At 61.4% G+C, this 21,810-nt stretch carries 20 protein-coding genes; 7 read left to right on the forward strand and 13 right to left on the reverse strand.

Features of this window, described 5'->3' with window-relative positions:
• The first annotated feature begins 15 nt into the window (after positions 1 to 15).
• From CGA22_RS04570 to CGA22_RS04585, 4 genes are all read left to right on the forward strand, one after another.
• Entirely contained in the window at positions 16 to 1,146 is a 1,131-nt protein-coding gene (locus tag CGA22_RS04570) for a PepSY-associated TM helix domain-containing protein (protein ID WP_041022270.1), read from the forward strand.
• Positions 1,143 to 1,322, forward strand: a complete 180-nt coding sequence (locus tag CGA22_RS04575; RefSeq protein ID WP_041022269.1) for a hypothetical protein — start codon at positions 1,143 to 1,145, stop codon at positions 1,320 to 1,322. The genes CGA22_RS04570 and CGA22_RS04575 overlap by 4 nt, the downstream gene beginning before the upstream one ends.
• A 197-nt stretch (positions 1,323 to 1,519) precedes the next feature.
• On the forward strand, positions 1,520 to 2,821 hold the full coding sequence (locus CGA22_RS04580) for an MFS transporter (protein ID WP_041022268.1): 1,302 nt from the start codon (positions 1,520 to 1,522) through the stop codon (positions 2,819 to 2,821).
• Between the two features lie 102 nt (positions 2,822 to 2,923).
• Positions 2,924 to 3,553 (forward strand): glutathione S-transferase, encoded by a 630-nt coding sequence (locus CGA22_RS04585; protein ID WP_041022267.1) that lies wholly within the window; start codon positions 2,924 to 2,926, stop codon positions 3,551 to 3,553.
• A 183-nt stretch (positions 3,554 to 3,736) separates the two neighbouring features.
• On the opposite strand, the gene creD is transcribed toward CGA22_RS04585, so the two are convergent.
• The 4 genes from creD to CGA22_RS04605 form a co-directional block, all read right to left on the reverse strand.
• Positions 3,737 to 5,110, reverse strand: a complete 1,374-nt coding sequence (creD, locus tag CGA22_RS04590; RefSeq protein WP_041022266.1) for a cell envelope integrity protein CreD — start codon at positions 5,108 to 5,110, stop codon at positions 3,737 to 3,739.
• A 201-nt stretch (positions 5,111 to 5,311) separates the two neighbouring features.
• Positions 5,312 to 6,730 (reverse strand): two-component system sensor histidine kinase CreC, encoded by a 1,419-nt coding sequence (gene creC / locus CGA22_RS04595; RefSeq protein ID WP_041022265.1) that lies wholly within the window; start codon positions 6,728 to 6,730, stop codon positions 5,312 to 5,314.
• Positions 6,730 to 7,416 (reverse strand): two-component system response regulator CreB, encoded by a 687-nt coding sequence (gene creB / locus CGA22_RS04600; RefSeq protein ID WP_041022264.1) that lies wholly within the window; start codon positions 7,414 to 7,416, stop codon positions 6,730 to 6,732. The genes creC and creB overlap by 1 nt, the downstream gene beginning before the upstream one ends.
• Positions 7,417 to 7,485: 69 nt before the next feature.
• Positions 7,486 to 7,992, reverse strand: coding sequence for an ATP-dependent zinc protease (locus CGA22_RS04605; RefSeq protein ID WP_024618699.1), 507 nt, complete (start codon positions 7,990 to 7,992; stop codon positions 7,486 to 7,488).
• Positions 7,993 to 8,175: 183 nt separating this feature from the next.
• Here CGA22_RS04605 and CGA22_RS04610 point away from each other — a divergent pair, with 183 nt between their 5' ends.
• Entirely contained in the window at positions 8,176 to 9,063 is an 888-nt protein-coding gene (locus CGA22_RS04610) for an acyltransferase (protein WP_041022263.1), read from the forward strand.
• Here CGA22_RS04610 and CGA22_RS04615 read toward each other — a convergent pair whose 3' ends face one another.
• Positions 9,064 to 9,642, reverse strand: coding sequence for a DUF2780 domain-containing protein (locus tag CGA22_RS04615; protein ID WP_041022262.1), 579 nt, complete (start codon positions 9,640 to 9,642; stop codon positions 9,064 to 9,066).
• A gap of 285 nt (positions 9,643 to 9,927) precedes the next feature.
• Here CGA22_RS04615 and CGA22_RS04620 point away from each other — a divergent pair, with 285 nt between their 5' ends.
• On the forward strand, positions 9,928 to 10,341 hold the full coding sequence (locus CGA22_RS04620) for a hypothetical protein (protein ID WP_041022296.1): 414 nt from the start codon (positions 9,928 to 9,930) through the stop codon (positions 10,339 to 10,341).
• An 84-nt stretch (positions 10,342 to 10,425) separates the two neighbouring features.
• Positions 10,426 to 11,004 carry a hypothetical protein gene (locus tag CGA22_RS04625; RefSeq protein ID WP_041022261.1) on the forward strand — a complete coding sequence of 193 codons (579 nt, stop codon included), beginning with the start codon at positions 10,426 to 10,428 and terminating at the stop codon, positions 11,002 to 11,004.
• Positions 11,005 to 11,754: 750 nt separating this feature from the next.
• On the opposite strand, the gene fdhA is transcribed toward CGA22_RS04625, so the two are convergent.
• The 8 genes from fdhA to CGA22_RS04665 form a co-directional block, all read right to left on the reverse strand.
• Positions 11,755 to 12,954: a formaldehyde dehydrogenase, glutathione-independent gene (gene fdhA / locus CGA22_RS04630; RefSeq protein ID WP_041022259.1), complete on the reverse strand. Its 1,200-nt coding sequence runs from the start codon at positions 12,952 to 12,954 to the stop codon at positions 11,755 to 11,757.
• A 128-nt stretch (positions 12,955 to 13,082) separates the two neighbouring features.
• Positions 13,083 to 13,940 (reverse strand): formyltetrahydrofolate deformylase, encoded by an 858-nt coding sequence (gene purU, locus CGA22_RS04635; RefSeq protein ID WP_188258489.1) that lies wholly within the window; start codon positions 13,938 to 13,940, stop codon positions 13,083 to 13,085.
• Between the two features lie 125 nt (positions 13,941 to 14,065).
• Positions 14,066 to 14,698 carry a sarcosine oxidase subunit gamma gene (locus CGA22_RS04640; RefSeq protein ID WP_041022257.1) on the reverse strand — a complete coding sequence of 211 codons (633 nt, stop codon included), beginning with the start codon at positions 14,696 to 14,698 and terminating at the stop codon, positions 14,066 to 14,068.
• A gap of 132 nt (positions 14,699 to 14,830) precedes the next feature.
• On the reverse strand, positions 14,831 to 17,848 hold the full coding sequence (locus CGA22_RS04645) for a sarcosine oxidase subunit alpha (RefSeq protein WP_188258490.1): 3,018 nt from the start codon (positions 17,846 to 17,848) through the stop codon (positions 14,831 to 14,833).
• Complete coding sequence (locus tag CGA22_RS04650) at positions 17,845 to 18,174, reverse strand: sarcosine oxidase subunit delta (RefSeq protein ID WP_024779445.1); 330 nt, start codon at positions 18,172 to 18,174, stop codon at positions 17,845 to 17,847. Before CGA22_RS04650 ends, CGA22_RS04645 begins: the two co-directional genes overlap by 4 nt.
• Positions 18,175 to 18,188: 14 nt before the next feature.
• Positions 18,189 to 19,439 (reverse strand): sarcosine oxidase subunit beta family protein, encoded by a 1,251-nt coding sequence (locus CGA22_RS04655; RefSeq protein ID WP_024779446.1) that lies wholly within the window; start codon positions 19,437 to 19,439, stop codon positions 18,189 to 18,191.
• A 21-nt stretch (positions 19,440 to 19,460) separates the two neighbouring features.
• Positions 19,461 to 20,714, reverse strand: coding sequence for a serine hydroxymethyltransferase (gene glyA / locus CGA22_RS04660; protein WP_024779447.1), 1,254 nt, complete (start codon positions 20,712 to 20,714; stop codon positions 19,461 to 19,463).
• A gap of 281 nt (positions 20,715 to 20,995) precedes the next feature.
• Positions 20,996 to 21,700 (reverse strand): TraX family protein, encoded by a 705-nt coding sequence (locus CGA22_RS04665; RefSeq protein ID WP_188258491.1) that lies wholly within the window; start codon positions 21,698 to 21,700, stop codon positions 20,996 to 20,998.
• Between the last annotated feature and the right edge of the window lie 110 nt (positions 21,701 to 21,810).

The following is a 21,810-nucleotide window of genomic DNA, read 5'->3' on the forward strand; positions in this document are numbered from 1 at the left end:
GCAAACGGACCCCTCATGAAAAGCAAAACCATCCGCCGCTGGTCCTTTGTCCACACGTGGTCCAGCCTGATCTGCACAGTGTTCCTGCTGATGCTGGCAGTCACCGGATTGCCGTTGATTTTCCATCACGAGATCGAGCACCTGTTGGGCGACGCTGCGGAGTTTCGGAACATGCCCGCCGATACGCCGCAGCTTGACCTTCAGCAACTGGTGGAAAAGGCCCAGGCTCATCGCCCGGGTGAAGTGGTGCAGTATTTTGCCTGGGACGAGGATGAGCCCAATGGTGTCGTCACCATCATGGCCCCGACACCGGGCACCGAACCCAATGCCTCTCACACCTTCATGCTCGACGCCCGTACCGGCGAAGCCCTGGAGACACCCGCGGCCAATGGCGGCTTCATGATGGTCATGCGGCGCCTGCACGTGGACATGTACGCCGGACTACCAGGCAAATTATTGCTGGCATCGATGGGGCTGCTGTTCGTGGTCGCCATCATCTCCGGGGTGGTTCTGTACCTGCCGTTCATGCGGCGCCTGAAGTTCGCCACGGTGCGCCAGGACAAATCCCCACGCCTGCGCTGGCTCGACCTGCATAACCTGATCGGCGTGGTCACGCTGGTCTGGGCATTGACGGTTGGAGTCACCGGCGTGATTGCCGCCTGCGCCGACCTGATCATCGCGGCTTGGCGCAACGACAGCCTCAGTGCCATGGTCGAGCCCTACCGCAACGCGGCGCCACTGGCGCAACTGGCACCGGCCACCCGTCTGCTGGACATCGCCAGGGACGTCGCGCCCGACATGGAGCCGAGCTTCATTGCCTTCCCCGGCACCTTGTTTTCCAGCGCACACCACTATGGCGTGTTCATGAAGGGCAGTACCCACCTGACCTCCCATCTGCTGACACCGGTGCTCATCGACGCCAGCACTCTGGAAGTCACCGCCGTGGCCGAACGGCCGTGGTACATGGACCTGATGAGCCTGTCCCTGCCGCTGCACTTCGGCGATTACGGCGGCAGGCCAATGCAGATCTTCTGGGCGACCCTGGACGTGCTGACGATCATCGTCCTCGGCAGTGGTGTTTACCTCTGGATCGTGCGGCGTAGAGCGACTCGGCGTTCGACTGTCGATATGGAAGCCGTCTCGTGAAGCCCCGACAGTCAAGTTTCTGGAAAGTGTTCGGCCTGCCCGCAGCCATCGGCGCGCTTTGCGCAGTTGGGCTGTTCAGCGCCTTGCTCGGCGACGGCCTGTGGGATGCCGTGAGCTGGCTGGGGCTGGGCACTCCTTCTGTCGTGGCGGTGCGGGGACTGGTCCCGCGCCGCTGAGCCGCCAGGGTGCTCCAACCGATTGAGCACCCTCCACCAAGCCAGTCATACGATGACACCCTTCTCCGGCACCGTAAAACGCGGCCAATTCCTGACATATTTGTTGACAAATTATTCCTTGCGCTCCTATAAAGGCGAATGTTGTACGACAACCTACAACAGCGACACCAACTCCAAAAATAATTGATGGTGAAGTGATGAAAATCAAAGGCATCCGCTGGTGGATGGTCGGCCTGGTCACGGCCGGCCTGATGGTCAACTACCTGGCTCGCAATACCCTCTCGGTGGCCGCTCCGACCCTGATGAGCGAGATGAGCATCTCCACCGAGCAGTACTCCCACATCGTCGTCGCCTGGCAAATCTGCTATGCGCTGATGCAGCCGGTGGCCGGCTACATCATCGATGCCATCGGCACCAAGATGGGTTTCGCCATTTTCGCCTTCGCCTGGTCCATCGCCTGCGCCGCCGCAGCAATGGCCTCGGGCTGGCAAGGCCTGGCATTTTTCCGTGGCCTGCTTGGCCTGACGGAAGCGGCCGGGTTGCCTGCCGCGGTCAAGGCGTCAACCGAATGGTTTCCCGCCAAGGAACGTTCGGTCGCCATCGGCTGGTTCAACATCGGCTCGTCGATCGGCGCCGTCCTGGCTCCGCCGCTGGTGGTCTGGGCAATCCTGAACAGTGGTTGGGAACTGGCGTTCCTGATCGTCGGTGGCCTGGGCATCGCCTGGACGTTTCTCTGGCTGGTCCTCTATAAGCACCCGCGTGACCAGAAGCGCCTGAGCGACACCGAACGCGATTACATCATCAGCGGCCAGGAAGCCCATTTCCAGGAACAGACCCCGAAAAAAGGCAGCTGGAAAAAGATCATCGCCAGCCGCAACTTCTACGCCATCGCCAGCGCCCGGATCCTCTCCGAGCCGGCCTGGCAGACCTTCAACGCCTGGATCCCGCTGTACCTGATGACCGAGCGGCACATGAACATCAAGGAGATCGCGATGTTCGCCTGGCTGCCGTTCCTGGCCGCCGACCTGGGCTGCGTGCTGGGCGGTTACCTGAGCCCGTTCTTCCACAAATACTGCAAGGTATCGTTGTTCACCTCCCGCAAGATGGTCTTGCTGTTCGGCGCGTCCTGCATGGTTGGCCCAGCCTGCATCGGCCTGGTGGAAAGTCCGTATACAGCAATCGCCCTGCTATGCATTGGCGGCTTTGCCCACCAGACCCTGTCGGGTGCGCTGTATGCCATCACATCCGACTCGTTCGGCAAGAATGAAGTCGCGACCGCCACCGGCATGGGCGGCATGTTCGGTTACCTGGGCGCTGCGGCCTTCACGCTGTTGTTTGGCGTGATGGTGACAAAAATCGGCTATAGCCCGCTGTTCGTGATGCTGGCGATTTTTGATGTGATTGCCGCGTTCATCGTCTGGACCGTTGCCCGGGAGCTCAAGCAACAACCGGCAACACCAGCGCCGTTGGAGCCGCAGGCCCTTCAGCCAGCCGCGTGATCCAAGGTACAGGCCGGGCCATTGCGGCCCGGTCGTCCCTGCCCTGCGCCTTGATGAACGCGCTATGCTGCGCGACATCCTCCCCCCGTTCGAGACGTTGCCATGTCCGCCCCCAACATGACGCTGTTCCACAACCCTGCCTCGCCCTTCGTGCGCAAAGTCTTGGTGCTGCTGCACGAAACCGGCCAACTGGACCGCGTAGCGTTGCAGCTTAGCCAGCTCACGCCCGTCAAACCGGACCAGAAACTCATCGATGACAACCCGCTGAGCAAGATCCCCGCCCTGCGCCTGGCCAACGGCAGCGTGATCCATGACAGCCGTGTCATCCTCGATTACCTCGACCACCAGCACGTCGGCAACCCGCTGATCCCCCGTGACGGCGCGGCCCGCTGGCGGCGCCTGACCCTGGCCTCCCTGGCCGACGGGATCATGGATGCGGCGGTCATGATCCGCTATGAAACCGCCCTGCGCCCGGCGGAAAAGCATTGGGACGAATGGCTCGATGCCCAACGGGACAAGATTCGCCGCGCCCTGGCCATGCTCGAAGCCGAAGCGATTGCCGAACTGGCCAGCCATTTTGACGTGGCGTCCATCAGCGTGGCCTGCGCCTTGGGTTATCTGGACCTGCGCCATCCTGACCTGGAATGGCGCAAGGCCAACCCGCAGTTGGCGGCGTGGTTTGCCGAGGTGAGCTTGCGGCCTTCAATGGTCGCTACCGTACCCAGGATCTAGATCTTTCTCCAAATGTGATGGCCTCATCGCGAGCAGGCTCGCTCCCACAAAGGACAGCCCCGGACCTGTGGGAGCGAGCCTGCTCGCGATAGAGGCCCACCGGATCCAACGGAAACAACCCAGATACAAGCGCCACGAGCACTTCCCTCACCCGCCGATCTTCCCGCAATCCCAGCGACCGGCTCATTTCACCTCTCCCAGATCGAAGGTCATGGCAGGCGCCGGTTTCGATCCGACCCCGTACCAGTCCAGTTTACGGGTCAGCACCATGAACACACCCAACAGGCCGAACAGCAACAGCGAGCCCATCAACAGTGCGTAGTCTTCGGCGCTCAACAAGCCGTAAAGCAAGGCATACAGCGACGCCAGCCCCGCCGAGAAGCCCAGGCCATGGCTCACGCTGCGCAACACGTGGCAAACATAGAACCCGATCAACAGCACGCAGGCGCTGGCCGACAACAGGTACGCCGGGGCAAAGCCGATGTGCTCCGACAGTGACAACAGCAACAGGTAGAAGAATGCCAGCGCCACGCCCACCAGGGCGTATTGGACCGGGTGCACCGCCAGGCTCTTGAGCACTTCGAAAAGAAAGAAGCCGGCGAAGGTCAGGGCGATGAACAGCAGTGCATATTTGATTGCCCGGTCGCTCTTGAGGTACTGGTCCACCGGGTCGATGAAGCTCACGCCGAAGGCCCGACTGCGGAACGTTTCACAGCCCTCGCTCGACACGCAGTTCTGCAGCGCTTCTTCAAGGTTGGTCGAGAAGAACGAGGTCTGCCAGTCGGCGCTGAAGCCCTTCTCGTTGATGTCGCGGCTGACGGGCAGGTAGTTGCCGATGAAGCTTGGGTGCGGCCAGTCGGCGGTCAAGTGCACTTTGCTGGTCTTGCCCACCGGCAGAATCTGCAACTCGCCGGTGCCTTGCAGGCTCAGGTCGAAACCGAAAGTCAGTTCGGCGCTGTTCTGGGCGTTGACCATCGGCAGCGGCACATGCACACCCTGCCCCAGCCAGCCGACCCGCGAGCCGGGCAGGAAATCCACCGTCTGCTTGTTGAGTTTCAGGGTCAGTGCATTCTCGATACCCCTGATGTCGCTGATACCCACGCTCAGATACGGTTCGTCGAAGCGGTAATCGGCCATATCCTTGGCGGCAAGGCCATAGCGCTCAGGCACCTTGAAGCGACCATCGATCCGGTTGTCGGCGTGGAACAACCGCGCCTCGTAGATCCCCCGGGCACGGGTCTCGGTCCGGACCTGGCCGTCGAGTTCGAACTGCTCCGGCAGGAAATACAACTCACCGCTCTGCTCGACGGTTTCCAGGAAGCGGACACCGGTCTTTTCGTTGGTATTCCAGACCCGCACGTCCTTGCGAAACGGCACCACGATCATCGGCCCGATGAGCTGCTGGCTATGACTGGAGCTGCTGGCGATCTCCTGCAACACACCGTCGCGCAGGGACTGGCGTTCGTCGATGAGGCCGTTGATCATCAACAGCGGAATCATCAGCAAGAGAATCAATAGGGCGATCATGCCCAGTTTTATGGCGAGGCTGCGGTTCATGTGGGGCTCTCCCTGTTCGAATGGGGAGAGTCTGCAAGCGCTGTGTGGGCTGTTTATGTGGGCAATGTGGAGATTGTGTGGAGACTGAAGAACCTGTGGGAGCGAGCCTGCTCGCGAAAGCGGTGTGTCATTGAGGATGATGTCGACGGGTTCACCGCATTCGCGAGCAGGCTCGCTCCCACAAAGACTATGCGCCGAATTTCAGGGCAACCGCAGCACCACCTCTACCCCACCCTCGACATTGCCGATAGCGAATTCGCCCCCATGCAACTGCACCACTTCCGCCACGAAATTGAGCCCCAGGCCAGTGCTCTTGCGGCCGGTGTCCGGGCGCGGCAGGGAATAGAAGCGTTCGCTCAGGCGCGGCAGGGCGTAGTCGGGAATCGGCTCGGCCTGGTTGAACAGGCGGATCTCGACACGGTTGCCGCTGCGCCCGGCACTGATGCGCAACACCCCTTCGGCGGGAGTGAAATCCAGGGCATTGTCCAGCAGGTTGCCCAAGGCCTGGCGCAACAGAAACGCCTCGCCAGTCAGTGCCAGATCGGCGGCGACGCGCCGCTCGACCCGCAGTTGCCGGCGTTCGAGCCAGCCGCTACGGGCCTCCAGCAATTCATCCAGCAACGCCGCCAGCGGCACCGCGACCTGCTCCTCCAAGCCCTGGCGCTGTTCGACCTGGGCCAGGTTGAGCAGACGTTCGATCAATTGCTGCATGCGCACGCTTTCACTGTCGATGTTGCTGACAAAGCGCTGGTGCTGCGCCGGGGGCATATCGCTTTGCAACAGCTCGGCCGCGCCGCGAATCGCCGCCAGCGGGCTCTTGAGTTCGTGCGTCAGGGTATGCACATAGCGCTCGACGTAAGCCTTGCCTTCGAGCTGCGTGCGCATGTGCTCCAGGGCATGCGCCAGTTGTTCGAACTCGCCACCGCGATAATGCGGCACCTCCACCCGCTGTCCTTGGCTGACGGCTTGGGCATAGGCGGTCAAGCGGCGTAGCGCCGAGCTGAGCCACCACGACAGCAACGCCCCCAGCACCAGGCCGAGGCCAATCAAGCCGACACCATAGAGCAGCAATCGCCGCTCCGTGCGGTCGATATAAGGCTGCAGCGAACTGTTGGGTTTGGCCACCGTGACCACGCCGATGATCCGGCCGTTATCGCGGATCGGCGCACCGACGTGCATCACCGAAGAGTTCGGGTCATCCGCGACGCTGCGGCTCGAACGGGCGCCGTACTGGCCGCGCAGGGTCAGGTAGACATCGTTCCAGCGCGAATAGTCCTGGCCCACGGCCTCACCGCTGGAATCGAGCACCACGATACCCTTGGCATCCGTGACATAGATCCGATGACTGACCCGGTTCTTCGGCAAGCCCCAGATCGTCGCTGCCGGCTGACGCTCGCCATAGGCCTTGAGCAGCTGTGGCCAACGATTCTGGTTGAGTGTCCCGGCCTTGAAATCGTCCCGCAGGATCTCGGCCATCAGGTTCGCCGTGTCCACCAGGGTTTCCTCGGTGGACTGGCGCACGCCGGGGCGAATCTGCTCGATCACCGTGCCCAGCACGAAATACCCGGTCAAGCCGATGAACAGCACATAGACCAGAAAGATGCGGATCCCCAATGGCATCAGCTATGCACCGGGCTGTAGCTGTAGCCGAGGCCGCGATGGGTCTGGATCGGTTCGGCCTCGGCCCTGACCAGGCGCAACTTGGCGCGCACGCTCTTGATGTGACTGTCGATGCTGCGCTCGTAGCCGGCATCGCTGGCCACGCCCAGGGCGTCGAGCAGTTGTTCGCGGCTGAATACCCGCTCGGGTTGCTCCAGCAGACAGTTCAGCAGGCGAAATTCGTGGCGAGTGAGGTTCAGCGGTTTACCGCGATAATTGATTTGCACCCGATCGTTGTCCACCTGGAACAACGCCGTGCCCACTTCCGTGGCCGGTCGTGGCGCTGGCGCTACCCGCTTGAGGATCGCCCGGACCCTGGCCGCCACCTCGCGGGGGCTGAAGGGTTTGACCACGTAATCATCGGCGCCGATCTCCAGACCCACGATCCGGTCGATCTCGCCGTCCCGAGCTGTCAGAAAAATGACCGGAACGTCGCTGAAACGTCTGAGATTCTTGCAAGTCTCGAAACCACTGATATCCGGCAGACCCACGTCGAGGATGATCAGGTCCGCGGGAGTGTTTTTCTGGTACTCGAGCGCGGCGGCCCCCAGGCTCAACCAAGTGGTCTCGAAGCCCTCCCCCTGCAGGGCGAACACCAGCGTATCGGCGATGGCGGCTTCGTCTTCGACAATCAGAATATGAGGCATGTCTTGCGAGCCCGACAGTAAAGTTGCCGGAACGGTGCCCCAAGCCTCGGAGCACGTCAATCAGGGAAATCAGCAGTCAGGCTTGTCCGCCGTGAAACGTCGGGCCGGGTTCACCGCCGCACCGAATTCGCGCAGGGCCTTGGCGCCGATCAACAGCGGGTAATTGAAGCTGCTGCGGTCGGTCAGGTTGACCTCGACGGTACGCTTGACGTTACCCAGGCATAGCTCCAGGTCCACGACCGGGCGTTTGGTGGGTGCGATCTTCTCGTCGTCTTCCTCATCCTCCTCGGAACGGGTCTTGATCTTGCTGATCCGGGCGATCTTGTGCTCGTAGACCTTGTTGCTCGCATCCTTGGTCGCCAGGCGGAACCGCACCCAGTCATCACCGTCGCGGGTAAACGTTTCAATGTCCTTGGCCGACAGCGAGGCGGTCAGGGCCCCGGTATCCATCTTGGCCTTGAGCACTTCACCGCCGATTTCCGGCAACGCGATGTATTCGTAACGCCCATAAAGCGTCGGTTCGGCGGCCAACACGGGAAGGGCCACCAGGGAAAGCAGGGCGAGAAGGGATTTCATGCAATAGGGCTCCTGTGGGGGTGGTTTTTTAGACCGTGAGCGGTGGATTCGTTCGGTCGCTCTCGATAGCCATGCGCTGCACCCAGCATATCGGTCAAAAGGTGAAACATTCGTCCACCACAATTTGGCCTGCCGCCCGAAGCTGCTTATCATGGCCCGCCCACCCGCTTGCAAGAGTCATTTATGCGCCGCCTGCTCACCGGCTGTTTCGTCACCCTGCTGCTGTTGCTCAATACCCTGGTGCTGTTCGGGCCGTTGATGGTGTTCGCGCTGCTCAAGCTGATCCTGCCCGGACGCCTTCGCGACTATGCCTCGTGGGGGGTGATGTGGATCGCCGAAACCTGGGCCGAGATCGACAAACTGATCTTCGCCCTGTGCATCCCCACCCGTTGGGACATTCGCGGCGGCGAAGGCTTGCGTGGCGATACGTCTTACCTGGTCATCAGCAATCACCAGTCCTGGGTGGACATTCCCGCCCTCGTCCAGACCCTCAACCGGCGCACACCGTTCTTCAAGTTTTTCCTCAAGAAAGAGCTGATCTGGGTGCCGTTCCTGGGATTGGCCTGGTGGGCGCTGGATTATCCGTTCATGAAGCGCTACACCAAGGCCTTCCTGGCGAAGAACCCTGAATTGGCCGGCAAGGACCTGGAAATCACCCGGGCCGCCTGCGAGCTGTTCAAGCGCCAGCCGGTCACCGTGGTGAACTACCTCGAAGGGACACGCTTTACCGCCGCCAAAAGCCAGCAGCAGCAATCACCCTTCGCCCACCTGCTCAAGCCCAAGGCCGGTGGCGTGGCGTTCGTGCTGGCGGCGATGGGCGAACAGCTGGACGCGATACTGGATGTTACGGTGGTGTATCCGCAGGAGCGGATTCCGGGGTTCTGGGATTTGATCAACGGTTCCGTGCCGAGGGTCATCATCGATATCCAGACCCGCCCGCTGGACCCAGCACTGTGGCAAGGCGATTACGAAAACGACCCGGTGTTTCGCCAGCATGTCCAGAACTGGGTCAACCAGCTCTGGACCGAAAAGGACCGACGCATCGCCACCTTGCTTGACGAGCGCTGCTGATCAGATACCGGCGCCGGTGCCCCAGATGCCACCGAGGTTCTGCAGCAAGGAGCTGGCTACGCCTTGCTGACCGAGGTACTGGAGGATCACCGGGGCAAACTGACCGATCATGCCGCTGTCCATGCCCAACGCACTGAAGGCGTTGTTCAAGTCATTGGTGTCCTTGACGTTACCCAGCAGACCATCGAGCAAGGCATTCTTCTGCGAACCGCCACCGAGCAGGCCGCCCAGGCCATTGAGCCCGCCGATGGCGCTGTTGCCGGCGATCTGGTCCAGGCCCGGCACACTTTGGCTCAACTCGGAAAACTGCGGTTCGCTGAGACGATTCTTCGCCAGCCCCAACATCGCACCGGCACCGCCGACGGCCTGTTCCGGTGTGATCTTCAATTCCGAACCCAATGTGTTGAGGAGCCCGGCGGCCTCGGGCGCGGCGGCCACGGCGCCCTTCCCCTGCTCACCCTGACCGCCTTGCATGGCCGCCACCGCATTGGCCGCATCACTGAGGCTGAACTGCGCGAAGGCCGGACTGGCCGCCAGCGACAGCAGGCAAGACAGTGCGAAACCGCGTGAAACCTTCATTGCGAACGTCCTCTTGAGCCATGAAAAAGCCGCCCGATGAGGGCGGCACAAAATCGTGGGTTGGACTGAGGGCGGCAAGGATTGTTCCCCGCCCACACAGTCCGACCGTCTTCGGATCAAGCTACAACCGTCCCCCGATGTTTCCTGCATAGAGGACGACTATCGCCAAAGCGCTATGAAGGCTGTGCGCTAATTATAAATAGGCATAAAAAACTGTCAGGATTGACAGTAGCTCGATCGGCTCCAATGGGGACCATGTTCAATGTGAACCAATGGAGCCTGGACATGAAAAATACTCTGACGGGATGCACGTGGTTACTTCTACTGTTTATTCACCATGTCAGGGCCGGTGAAATGACCTGTCCTGCCATTGCGGAGGTTCGTGAACACCTCAAACTCTCGGATGTTAAGTCCATAGAAGTACAGGATGACCGGGAGTGGGCCGATCAGGGCGCTATTAAAATGGTCGATCCCGCATCCATGAAACTCAACGGTGCCGAGTTTGCTCTCCATGACATTGACGATCCACAAACTTCGGGAAGAGCAACCCTCACTTGCGCATACGCATCCGTAAATCTGGCTCTCCAGTATCTTCAAGTACAGCCGCCTTTTTCAGAGTGGACGAACCGGCGCTGCGAAAATCTTGCCCTTCAGGTGTGCAAGCTCATCGATGCTGACGACTTCAACCTGAGTTTCTGATTGATCTAGCGCTCACCCGCCGCCGGCAGATGACCCGGAGTCCGCTGATACCGTACAGTGCGCCTTCCTTTGAAGAGTGTGCCTATGGACGTAAAAATTGGTGGTGCCACCCTCGCGGTCATCCTGGCGGGCATGCTGATTGCACTGGGTGTCAACGAATGCCAGCGAGGACCGCTGAATCCGGAAGTTGCCGATGGCGTCAGCGAAGAGCAGAAGACCTGGCTGACCATCGAGCACCGCATCAAGCGCTCCGACCCGTCTCTGACCGCGGTAACCCGCGACCAGCAAACGCTTACCATCACCTATCGTCCGGACGCAGCCACCGAGAATGACGAAGGCTGGGTGCCGCGCCTGCTGCGTATCGTCGGCCACGGCCTGGCTGCGCTCAATAACGCCCCTGGGGGCAAGCAGTACGCCCAGGTGACAGTCAAGGCCCGGCTCCTTGCCGACGACGACGTTGAACTGGTTTACGACATGCAGGGATTCGACGCGATCAAGACCCAAAGGGACGGCTACATCACCTTCGCCAGCATGCCCCGCAGCCTCACATTCGACAGGGATGCGCTTGCCCAGGCCCAGCATGAATGTCGGGATACGAATGTCTGGGGTTTCTACCCTGACTTCTGCGAGCGGGTCAAAACGGCCACTGTAACCCAGCCCTGAGTTGGGTTATCCATGCTGACGGGGAATGAAACGAACAACTTATGGGTATATAAACGAGCGGGCCTATCTCTTATCGGCCTTGAATGCTGTCAGCTCTGACAGTAGTCGAGGGCCTGCCTATCGATGAACATCCAGACTGTCATCAAGTCACGGAGTACATCGAATGTGCAAAATAATGCTCGCCGGGATGTTTTCGCTCGTGGCTTTGCCTGGCCTTGTCCACGCGGCGAATATCGCATTATGTCCTCAGCCGAACACCATAGAGTCTTTTACAGCCTCCTCCAGTAATCCACCTCCACATAACGAAGGTTTCAGATACAAAGCGACCGACCCAAGCGGAGGCGCTTGGGTGGGAGAACAATTTCAATCAGCTTCAGACAACTTCTTGAAACACAACCCCAAGGCAATCTCCATTAGCGCCACGGGAGACAGCTGTAGCTATAGGGGGGATCCTCAGGAAGATAATCAAGGCAATGAGCTCTATAAGCGAGAGTTCACCTTGACCAAAGACAAAAAATGAGCCGCTGAGTCTAATGCCAGTCAGTTAAGGATCAAACGGCGCAACGCCTGTGGGAGTAAAGCTTGCTCGCGATAGCGATGGACCCGTCAACATTGTTGCTGACTGACTTACCGCAATCGCGAGCAAGCTTTGCTCCCACGGGTTTGTGGCTTAACTGACTGGCATTAGCCGCTGGGACCCAATAAAAAGGGCGACATCACTGTCGCCCTTTTTCCGTCTTGCCTACAGCCTTACGCCGCGCTGAACAGCTTGTGCGGGTCGATCACGAATTTCTTCGGCACGCCGGCGTCGAACTCGCCGTAGCCTTTCGGCGCGTCGTCCAGGCTGATGACCTGCACACCGACGATTTCCGCGATGTTGATGCGATCCCACATGATCGCCTGCATCAGCGCGCGGTTGTACTTCATCACCGGGGTCTGGCCGGTGTGGAAGCTGTGGGACTTGGCCCAGCCGAGGCCGAAGCGGATGCTCAGGGCACCGATCTTGGCGGCGGCATCGACCGCGCCCGGATCTTCGGTGACGTACAGGCCAGGAATACCGATCTTGCCGGCGACACGGGTCACTTGCATCAACGAGTTGAGCACGGTGGCCGGGGCTTCGTGCTTGACGCCGTCATGACCATGACCACGGGCTTCGAAGCCTACGCAGTCAACGGCGCAATCGACTTCAGGCTCGCCCAACAGCGCGGCGATTTGCTCGTGCAACGGTGTGTCGGTGGACAGGTCGACAACTTCAAAACCCTGCGCCTTGGCGTGAGCCAGGCGGATGGAGTTGACGTCGCCGACGATCACCACCGCAGCACCCAGCAGTCGAGCAGAAGCCGCAGCAGCCAGGCCGACCGGACCGGCACCCGCGATGTACACGGTGCTGCCAGGACCCACGCCGGCAGTCACTGCACCGTGGTAACCGGTAGGCAGGATGTCGGAAAGGCAAGTCAGGTCGCGGATCTTCTCCATGGCCTTGTCACGGTCCGGCAGTTTCAGCAGGTTGAAGTCGGCATACGGCACCAGCACGTATTCGGCCTGGCCGCCGGTCCAATCACCCATGTCCACGTAACCGTAGGCGCCACCGGCACGGGCCGGGTTGACGGTCAGGCAGACGCCGGTGTGCTGTTCCTTGCAGGAACGGCAACGACCGCACGCGACGTTGAACGGTACCGACACCAGGTCACCGATCTTCAGGTTCTCGACGTCGCTGCCTTTCTCGATCACTTCACCGGTGATCTCGTGACCCAGAACCAGGCCGGTCTGGGCGGTGGTACGGCCGCGCACCATGTGCTGGTCGGAGCCGCAGATGTTGGTGGATACCACGCGCAGGATGACGCCGTGCTCGATCTTTCTGCCACGCGGGTCCTGCATTTTTGGATAGTCGATCTTCTGTACTTCGACCTTGCCGTTGCCGAGATAGACGACACCACGATTACCAGACATGCTTTCACCTCGCTGTTGTTTTTGTGGAACTGCGTCACCCAGGCAGGCAGCGCGTTTGTGCTCGGATTAGTACTGGGATTATCAAAGAAGAACTGCTCGCCAACGGGCCCCAGAGCGCCGCCAAGCATCTAAAGAACGACAGTACGATTGGCGTTCAGGAAAACCCGTCTTTCAATGTGATACCCCACGGCCCGGGCCAATGTGAGCCCTTCGATATCGCGCCCCTTGGCGATCAGATCCTCGGGGTAATGACTGTGATCCACCACTTCCACGCCCTGGGCGATGATCGGGCCTTCGTCCAGGTCGTTGTTGATGTAGTGCGCCGTGGCGCCAACCAGTTTCACGCCTTTGTTGTAGGCCTGGTGATACGGTTTGGCACCCTTGAAGCCCGGCAGCAGGGAGTGGTGGATGTTGATCGCCTTGCCATCGAGCTTGCGACACAACTCCGGCGACAGCACCTGCATGTAGCGGGCGAGGATCACCAGCTCGGCGCCGGTGTCTTCGATCACCTGCCACACCTGCCGCTCCTGGGCCGGCTTGTCGTTCGGGTCCAGGGGGAAATGGTAGTAGGGAATCTGGTGCCAGTCGGCCAGCGGCTTGAGATCCGGGTGATTGGACACCACCGCGACCACGTCCATGGACAACTGGCCGATGCGCTGGCGGTAGAGCAAATCGTTGAGGCAGTGATCGGCCTTGGACACCATGATCACCACTTTCGGTCGGTAGTTGGGCGGCGTCAGTTCGAAGACCATGCCAAAGGCTTCGGCGCGCTCGGCCAGGCCGGTACGGAAATCCTGCTCGTCGAAACCATCGGGTTGGCGAAACTCCACACGAATGAAGAAACGCCCGGAAAGCCGGTCATCGAAAGAGTGGTGCTCGGTGACGTAGCAGCCTTGCTCGAACAGAAAGCGGGTCACCGCGTCCACCGTGCCGAGCACGCTGGGGCAGTCGGCAGTCAAAATCCATGTATCTGGGGCGCGGCTCATTCGTGATACTCCTCTGATCGTTCCCACGCTCTGCGTGGGAATGCCGCCATGGACGCTCTGCGTCCGCCTTTGGGGACGCCGAGCGTCCCGGGATGCATTCCCACGCAGAGCGTGGGAATGATCAATCAGGCCTGCACGCTCAAGCCATACTCAGCCGACGCGTCCTGCAGCCACAGCCACCAGTAATCGGAGAAGCTGCGGCGGATCAGCAGTTCCCAGGTGTCTTCGGCGGTGTGACGGATCACCAGTTGCGACTTGGCGAACACCGTACCCACGGCCTTGCCCACCGGGAAGTTGCTTGGGTGTACATCGTAGCTGGTGGATTTCATCAGCACGTCGCGCACGTTCGGGCCGGACAGCTCAAGAATCTGCTGGCCGCCGCTGACGTTGACGATCTGGATGTGCAGGTCGCCCAGGGCTTCACGCAGTTTCTGCTCGGCGGCGAACTCTTCACCGGTCGGCACGACCAGCAGCCATTCATCCGGCCCCATCCATTGCAAGCTGGTCTCACCCTTGACGATCACGCTCAACGCGCCCGGCAATTCGATGCCCAGGGCCTTGTGCACGCCCGCGGCGAAGGCTGCATCGTGGCCATCGCCACGGATGGTCAGGTGGCCCAGGAGTTTTTTCTCGCGCACGGTCACGCCGGCGTTCTTGCGGCCCTTGCCCACCAGGCTGGCGAGGTCGGCATGATGCAGCGACGACTCGGCTTTGGCCCCGGTGGTTGGGCGTTGTTGGTAAACATTGGCTGCTGTCATATAGCACCTGTCTCTTGAATTGATCGTTCCCACGCTCTGCGTGGGAATGCCGCCATGGACGCGCTGCGTCCGCTTTGGGGCGCGGAGCGCCCCGGGATGCATTCCCACGCGGAGCGTGGGAACGATCAGGTATCAAATATTCTGCCGATCGCCCTTCGGATCGAAGAACACCGAAGAAACGATCTCTGCCTCGATCACGCTGCCGTCAGCCTGCGGCGAGAAGACCCGCTCGCCGATACGCTTCAAGCCCCCTTTGACCACACCCATGGCGAATGAATAGCCCAGGGAGTTGTGTGCGTAGCTGGAGGTCACGTGACCCACCATGGTCATCGGGATCGCCTGCTTGGGGTTGAAGACCAACTGCGCGCCTTCCGGCAGCCAGACATTCGGGTCGATCGGCTTGAGGCCCACCAGTTGCTTGCGGTTTTCACGCACGCAGTCTTCACGGTTCATGCCACGCCAGCCGATCCACGAGAACGGTTTGGTACGGCCCACGCACCAGCCCATGTTCAGGTCGTCCGGGGTCATCGAGCCGTCGGTGTCCTGGCCGACGATGATGAAGCCCTTCTCGGCCCGCAGTACGTGCATGGTTTCAGTGCCGTACGGGGTCAGGTTGTACTTCTTGCCGGCCTCGACGATCTTCTCGAGCACGCCCATGGCGTAGTCGGCCTGCACGTTGATTTCGTACGACAGCTCACCGGTGAACGAGATCCGGAACACCCGCGCCGGTACGCCACCCACCAGGCCTTCTTTCCAGGTCATGAACGGGAAGCCGTCACGATCCAGGTCGATGTCGGTGACTTCGCTCAACAGCTTGCGGCTGTTGGGCCCCGACAGGGTCATGGTTGCCCAGTGGTCGGTGACCGAGGTGAAGTACACCTTCAGGTCCGGCCATTCGGTCTGCTGGTAGATCTCCAGCCATTGCAGCACACGGGCCGCACCGCCGGTGGTGGTGGTCATGATGAAATGGTTGTCAGCGACGCAGGCGGTCACGCCGTCGTCGAACACCATGCCATCTTCCTTGCACATCAGGCCGTAGCGGGCCTTGCCCACGTCGAGCTTGGTCCAGGCGTTGGTGTAGATGCGGTTGAGGAACTCACGGGCATCCGGGCCCTGGATATCGATCTTGCCCAGGGTCGAGGCGTCCAGCAGGCCGACGCTGTCGCGCACCGCCTTGCATTCGCGCTTGACCGCGGCATGCATGTCTTCGCCGTTCCTCGGGAAATACCAAGGACGCTTCCACTGGCCGACGTCTTCGAATTCAGCGCCGTTCTTCACATGCCAGGCATGCAGCGCGGTGAAACGAACCGGCTCGAAGATGTGCCCGCAGTGCCGGCCGGCGACCGCGCCGAATGTCACCGGCGTGTAGTTCGGACGGAACATGGTGGTGCCCATCTGCGGGATGCTCACGTTCAGCGAACGGGCCGCGATGGCCAGGCCGTTGACGTTGCCCAGCTTGCCCTGGTCGGTACCGAAGCCCAGTGCGGTGTAGCGCTTGACGTGTTCCACCGACTCGAAGCCTTCGCGGGTAGCGAGCTCGATAGCAGCGGCGGTGACGTCGTTCTGCAGGTCGACGAATTGCTTCGGCGCCCGTGCGGTCGCTTTTTCGTGCGGCACCTGGAACAGCGCCAGGGTCGGCTCTTCGTGGCGGCTCAGGGCTTTAGGCAACACCCCTTCCACGGTTTTGAAGCCGGCTTCGCTGGCCGCGCGCGCGCCGCCCTCGAAACCATCGGCCAAGGTGTCGCCGAGGCTGTAGACGCCATTCACGCCGCCGACACATACGCGTTTCTGCGGTGCTTCGCCCGGTACGAAACCGAGGATGTCTTCACGCCAGATCGGCTTGCCGCCCAGGTGCGAAGCCAGGTGGACCACCGGGCTGTAGCCGCCGGAGCTGGCGACCAGGTCGCAGTCCAGCCATTCGCCGGGGCTGGTGACTTTTTGTCCGCGGACGTCGATCGCGGCAACGCGAGCACCGGTCACGCGTTTGCTGCCACGGGCCTCGATCACGGCACTGCCGGTGAGGATGCGGATGCCTTTGGCGCGGGCCTCTTCCACCAGCGCGCCGCGTGGGTTGCTGCGGGCATCGGCGACGGCAACGACTTGCAGGCCGGCGTCGAACCAGTCCAGCGCAACGCGATAAGCGTGGTCGTTGTTGGTGCTCAGCACCAGTTTCTTGCCCGGTGCCACGCCGTAGCGACGCACATAAGTAGAGACTGCACCGGCCAGCATGTTGCCCGGCACGTCGTTGTTGCCGTAGACCAGCGGACGCTCGCAAGCACCGGTGGCCAGCACCACGCGCTTGGCGCGGACGCGGTTGATGCGTTGACGCACCTGGCCGATCGGCGCGCGGTCACCGAGGTGGTCGGTGAGGCGTTCGTGGATGGTCAGGAAGTTGTGGTCGTGGTAGCCGTTCACCGTTGCACGAGGCAACAGCAACACTTCCGGCATCGAGCGCAGCTCAGCCACGACTGACGCGACCCATTCGGTCGCCGGCTTGCCGTCCAGGCTTTCACGAGAATCCAGCAGGCTGCCGCCGAACTCTTCCTGCTCGTCAGCCACGATCACCCGCGCACCGCTGCGGCCGGCGGCCAAGGCGGCGGCCAGGCCGGCAGGACCGGCACCAACGATCAGCACGTCGCAGTGACGGTTCATGTAGTCGTAGGTATCCGGATCGTTCTCGGTCGGCGAGCGACCCAGGCCGGCGGCCTTGCGGATGTACTTTTCGTAAGTCATCCAGAACGATTGCGGGTACATGAAGGTTTTGTAGTAGAAGCCCGGCGGCATCAGCTTGCCGCCGACCTTGCCGAGAATGCCCATCATGTCGTTGTTCACGCTCGGCCAGCCGTTGGTGCTGGTGGCGACCAGGCCCTGGTACAGCGCCTGTTGCGTGGCACGCACGTTAGGAATCTGCGTGGCTTCGGTGGCGCCGATCTGCAGTACCGCGTTCGGCTCTTCCGCACCGGCGGCGAAGATGCCCCGTGGACGGGAATACTTGAAGCTGCGGCCGATGATGTCGACGCCGTTGGCCAGCAATGCAGCGGCCAGGGTATCGCCTTCGAAGCCTTTATAGGTCTGGCCGTTGAAGGTGAAGCTCAGCACTTTGTTGCGGTCGATCCGTCCGCCGTTGGACAGGCGATTGATCTGGCTCATACCTTCTCTCCCAGAGCCTGTGCGGCCGCTTTCGGACTGTCAGCCTTGTCGGTGAATTGCGGCTTTTGGCCGATCTTGTAGGTTTCCAGGATTTCGTAGGTCACGGTGTCGCGGGTCGCGTTGAAGTACTGGCGGCAACCGGCGGCGTGAATCCACAACTCATGGTGCAGGCCGCGAGGGTTGTCGCGGAAGAACATGTAGTCGCCCCACTCCTCGTCGGTGCAGCTGTTCGGGTCCAGTGGACGCGGGATGTGCGCCTGGCCGGACGAATGGAATTCCTCTTCGGAGCGCAGTTCGCCGCAGTGAGGACAGAAGATGTGCAACATAGGGATTTCTCCTGTTAGTGGGCGACGGCAGCAGCGCCGTGTTCGTCGATGAGCGCACCGTTGTGGAAACGGTCGATGGAAAACGGTGCGGCCAGTGGGTGCATTTCACCCTTGGCCAGGCTGGCGGCAAACACGTTGCCCGAGCCCGGGGTGGCCTTGAAGCCACCGGTACCCCAACCGCAGTTGAAGAACATGTTCGGCACCGGCGTCTTGGAGATGATCGGGCAGGCATCCGGCGTGGTGTCGACGATGCCGCCCCACTGACGGTTCATGCGCACCCGCGAGAGCACCGGGAACATCTCGACGATGGCCTGGATGGTGTGTTCGATCACCGGGTACGAACCGCGCTGGCCGTAGCCGACCCAGCCGTCGATACCGGCACCGATCACCAGGTCACCCTTGTCGGACTGGCTAATGTAGCCGTGCACGGCGTTGGACATGATCACGCTGTCGATGATCGGCTTGATCGGCTCGGACACCAACGCTTGCAACGGGTGGGATTCGACCGGCAGGCGGAAGCCGGCCAGCTTGGCCATGTGCCCCGAGTTACCGGCGGTCACTACGCCGACGCGCTTGGCGCCGATGAAGCCCTTGTTGGTTTCCACACCGATGCACACGCCGTTTTCCTTGCGGAAACCGATCACTTCGGTCTGCTGGATCAAGTCCACACCGAGGGCATCGGCGGCACGGGCAAAGCCCCAGGCCACGGCATCGTGACGGGCCACGCCGCCGCGACGCTGGACGGTGGCGCCCAACACCGGGTAGCGGGTGTTCTTCGAGCAGTCCAGGTACGGGATCTCGTCGGCCACTTGTTTGGCGTTGAGCAGCTCCCCGTCCACACCGTTGAGGCGGTTGGCGTTGACCCGACGCTCGGAGTCACGGATGTCCTGCAGGGTGTGGCACAGGTTGTACACACCGCGCTGGGAGAACATCACGTTGTAGTTCAAATCCTGGGACAGGCCTTCCCAGAGTTTCATCGCGTGTTCGTACAGGTGGGCCGATTCGTCCCACAAGTAGTTGGAGCGCACGATGGTGGTGTTGCGCGCGGTGTTACCGCCGCCCAGCCAGCCTTTCTCGACCACGGCCACGTTGGTGATGCCGTGTTCCTTGGCCAGGTAGTAGGCGGTCGCCAGACCATGCCCGCCACCGCCGACGATGACCACGTCGTAGACCTTTTTCGGCGTCGGCGTGCGCCACATCCGCTGCCAGTTTTCGTGATGGCTGAGAGAGTGTTTGAAGAGGCCGAAGCCCGAATAGCGTTGCATAGTCATTACTCCAAAACCGACTCAGCGATAAACCGGGAAGTCCGCGCACAGGGCTGCCACTTGCTGGGCGACATTGGCCTCGACATCGGCGTCGCCGAGGTTGTCGAGGATGTCGCAGATCCAGCCGGCCAGCGTCACGCACTGGGAAACCTTGAAGCCGCGCGTGGTCACCGCCGGAGTACCGATACGCAGGCCCGAGGTCACGAAGGGCGACTGTGGGTCGTTCGGTACGGCGTTCTTGTTGACGGTGATGTGGGCGCGACCCAGGGCGGCATCGGCGTCCTTGCCGGTCAGGCCCTGACGGATCAGGCTGACCAGGAACAGGTGGTTATCGGTACCGCCGGACACTACATCGTAGCCGCGCTTGATGAACACGCCAGCCATGGCCTGGGCGTTTTCGATCACTTGCTGCTGGTAGGCCTTGAAGCCAGGCTCCAGCGCTTCCTTGAAGCACACCGCCTTACCGGCGATCACGTGCATCAGCGGGCCGCCCTGGGCGCCCGGGAATACCGCGGCGTTGAGCTTCTTCTCGATCTCTTCGTTGGACTTGGCCAGGATCAGGCCGCCACGGGGACCACGCAGGGTCTTGTGGGTGGTGGTGGTGACCACGTCGGCGTAAGGCAGTGGGTTCGGATACAGACCGGCGGCCACCAGGCCAGCGACGTGAGCCATGTCGACGAACAGCAGCGCACCGACCTTGTCGGCGATCTGGCGGAAGCGTGGGAAGTCCAGGGTCTTGGAATAGGCCGAGAAACCGGCAACGATCATTTTCGGCTTGTGCTCGACCGCCAGGCGCTCGACTTCGTCGTAGTCGATCAAGCCGGTGGTGGTGTCGATGCCGTACTGCACGGCGTTGTAGAGCTTGCCCGAGGACGACACTTTGGCGCCGTGGGTCAGGTGACCGCCGTGGGCCAGGCTCATGCCCAGGATGGTGTCGCCAGCTTGCAGCAAGGCCAGGTATACGGCGCTGTTGGCCGAAGAACCGGAGTGCGGCTGGACGTTGGCGTAATCGGCGCCGAACAGTTGCTTGGCACGCTCGATGGCCAGGGCCTCGACCTTATCGACATGCTCGCAGCCACCGTAGTAGCGCTTGCCTGGATAGCCTTCGGCGTATTTGTTGGTCAGGCCGCTGCCCTGGGCCTGCATGACACGCTTGCTGGTGTAGTTCTCTGACGCGATCAGTTCGATGTGATCTTCCTGGCGTTGCTCTTCGGCGTTCATCGCCGCCAGCAGTGCATCATCGTAACCTTGGATCTGGTCTTGCTTGCTGAACATCGCGTCTCTCCCAGCGGCGTCGGTACGCCTTTTTGTCTTGGTGAGGCACCGCCCGTTCGACAGTGCCCTTTGGATGCGATGGTATGGCTGGCGCAGGCAGGTCAAATGCCTATGGACGCCACGCAAAGGCGCGTTTACGACATGCACTTGCAGAGTTGAAGGTGTGGAGAGAACAAAGCTGTGGGAGCAAGGCTTGCCCGCGATGAAAACAACGCGGTCGCTCGGCCAACCAGGCGCCTGGATCGCGGGCAAGCCTTGCTCCCACAACTGTTCCACAGGCGTTACTGGATGACCTGGCGCACCGCGAGCAATACCAGGAAGTGTCCGGGATACAAGGCATACGCCCAGCGTCGCATTGCCGGCGGATGAAAATGCCCCGCCCGTCGCAACAGCAACAACCCGAGCCCTGGCGCAAACAGGCAGGCCAGCATGCCCCACACCGCCACCCCACTCCCCAACCATGCGGCGCCATAAAGCACCCGCCACTGATTGGCCGCCAGGCACACCAGCCCTGGTAACCATGCGAAGTACCAAGGCCGACGAAACGCCAGCAACATCGCCAGGGGCAGCAGCACGCCAAAGAAACCGAACATCAGATGTGAAGAGCACAGTGCCGCCAGCAGCAAAGCCCCCACCGCCAGGCACCGGACCTCCCATGTCGAGGCCCGCCAGCCACGTGCCACCAGCAGCCCCAGGACCAGTGTCGGTAATACATTCAACGTAGAGGGGTCGGGAATGAACAATCGATAAGGGATTTCACTGACCGCGCTGAACAGCAACAGCCAGCCCAGATAACGCCACGGCATGACACCGGCCCCGTCCCGCGCCAGGTTCGCCGCCATCGCCAAGCAGAACCCGGGAAACGCCAGGCGCCCCGGCACATAGAGCCAATCGGCGGAGAACCCGACATATCGCAGATGATCGAGCACCATTGCCAACAAAGCCAGCCACTTGAGCAGGTCCAAGGCCCCGTCGCGCCGGTTCATGTGCACAGTCGTTCGGCGGCTTTGTGATTTCCTGACAGAAACATCCGGTGTGTTCCCCCGCTAATCTTGGGTAAAGTGCGCACCAATATCGACCACGGCGCCGTTGATCA

Source organism: Pseudomonas sp. PSB18 (genome assembly GCF_014596565.1).
Classification (GTDB): domain Bacteria; phylum Pseudomonadota; class Gammaproteobacteria; order Pseudomonadales; family Pseudomonadaceae; genus Aquipseudomonas.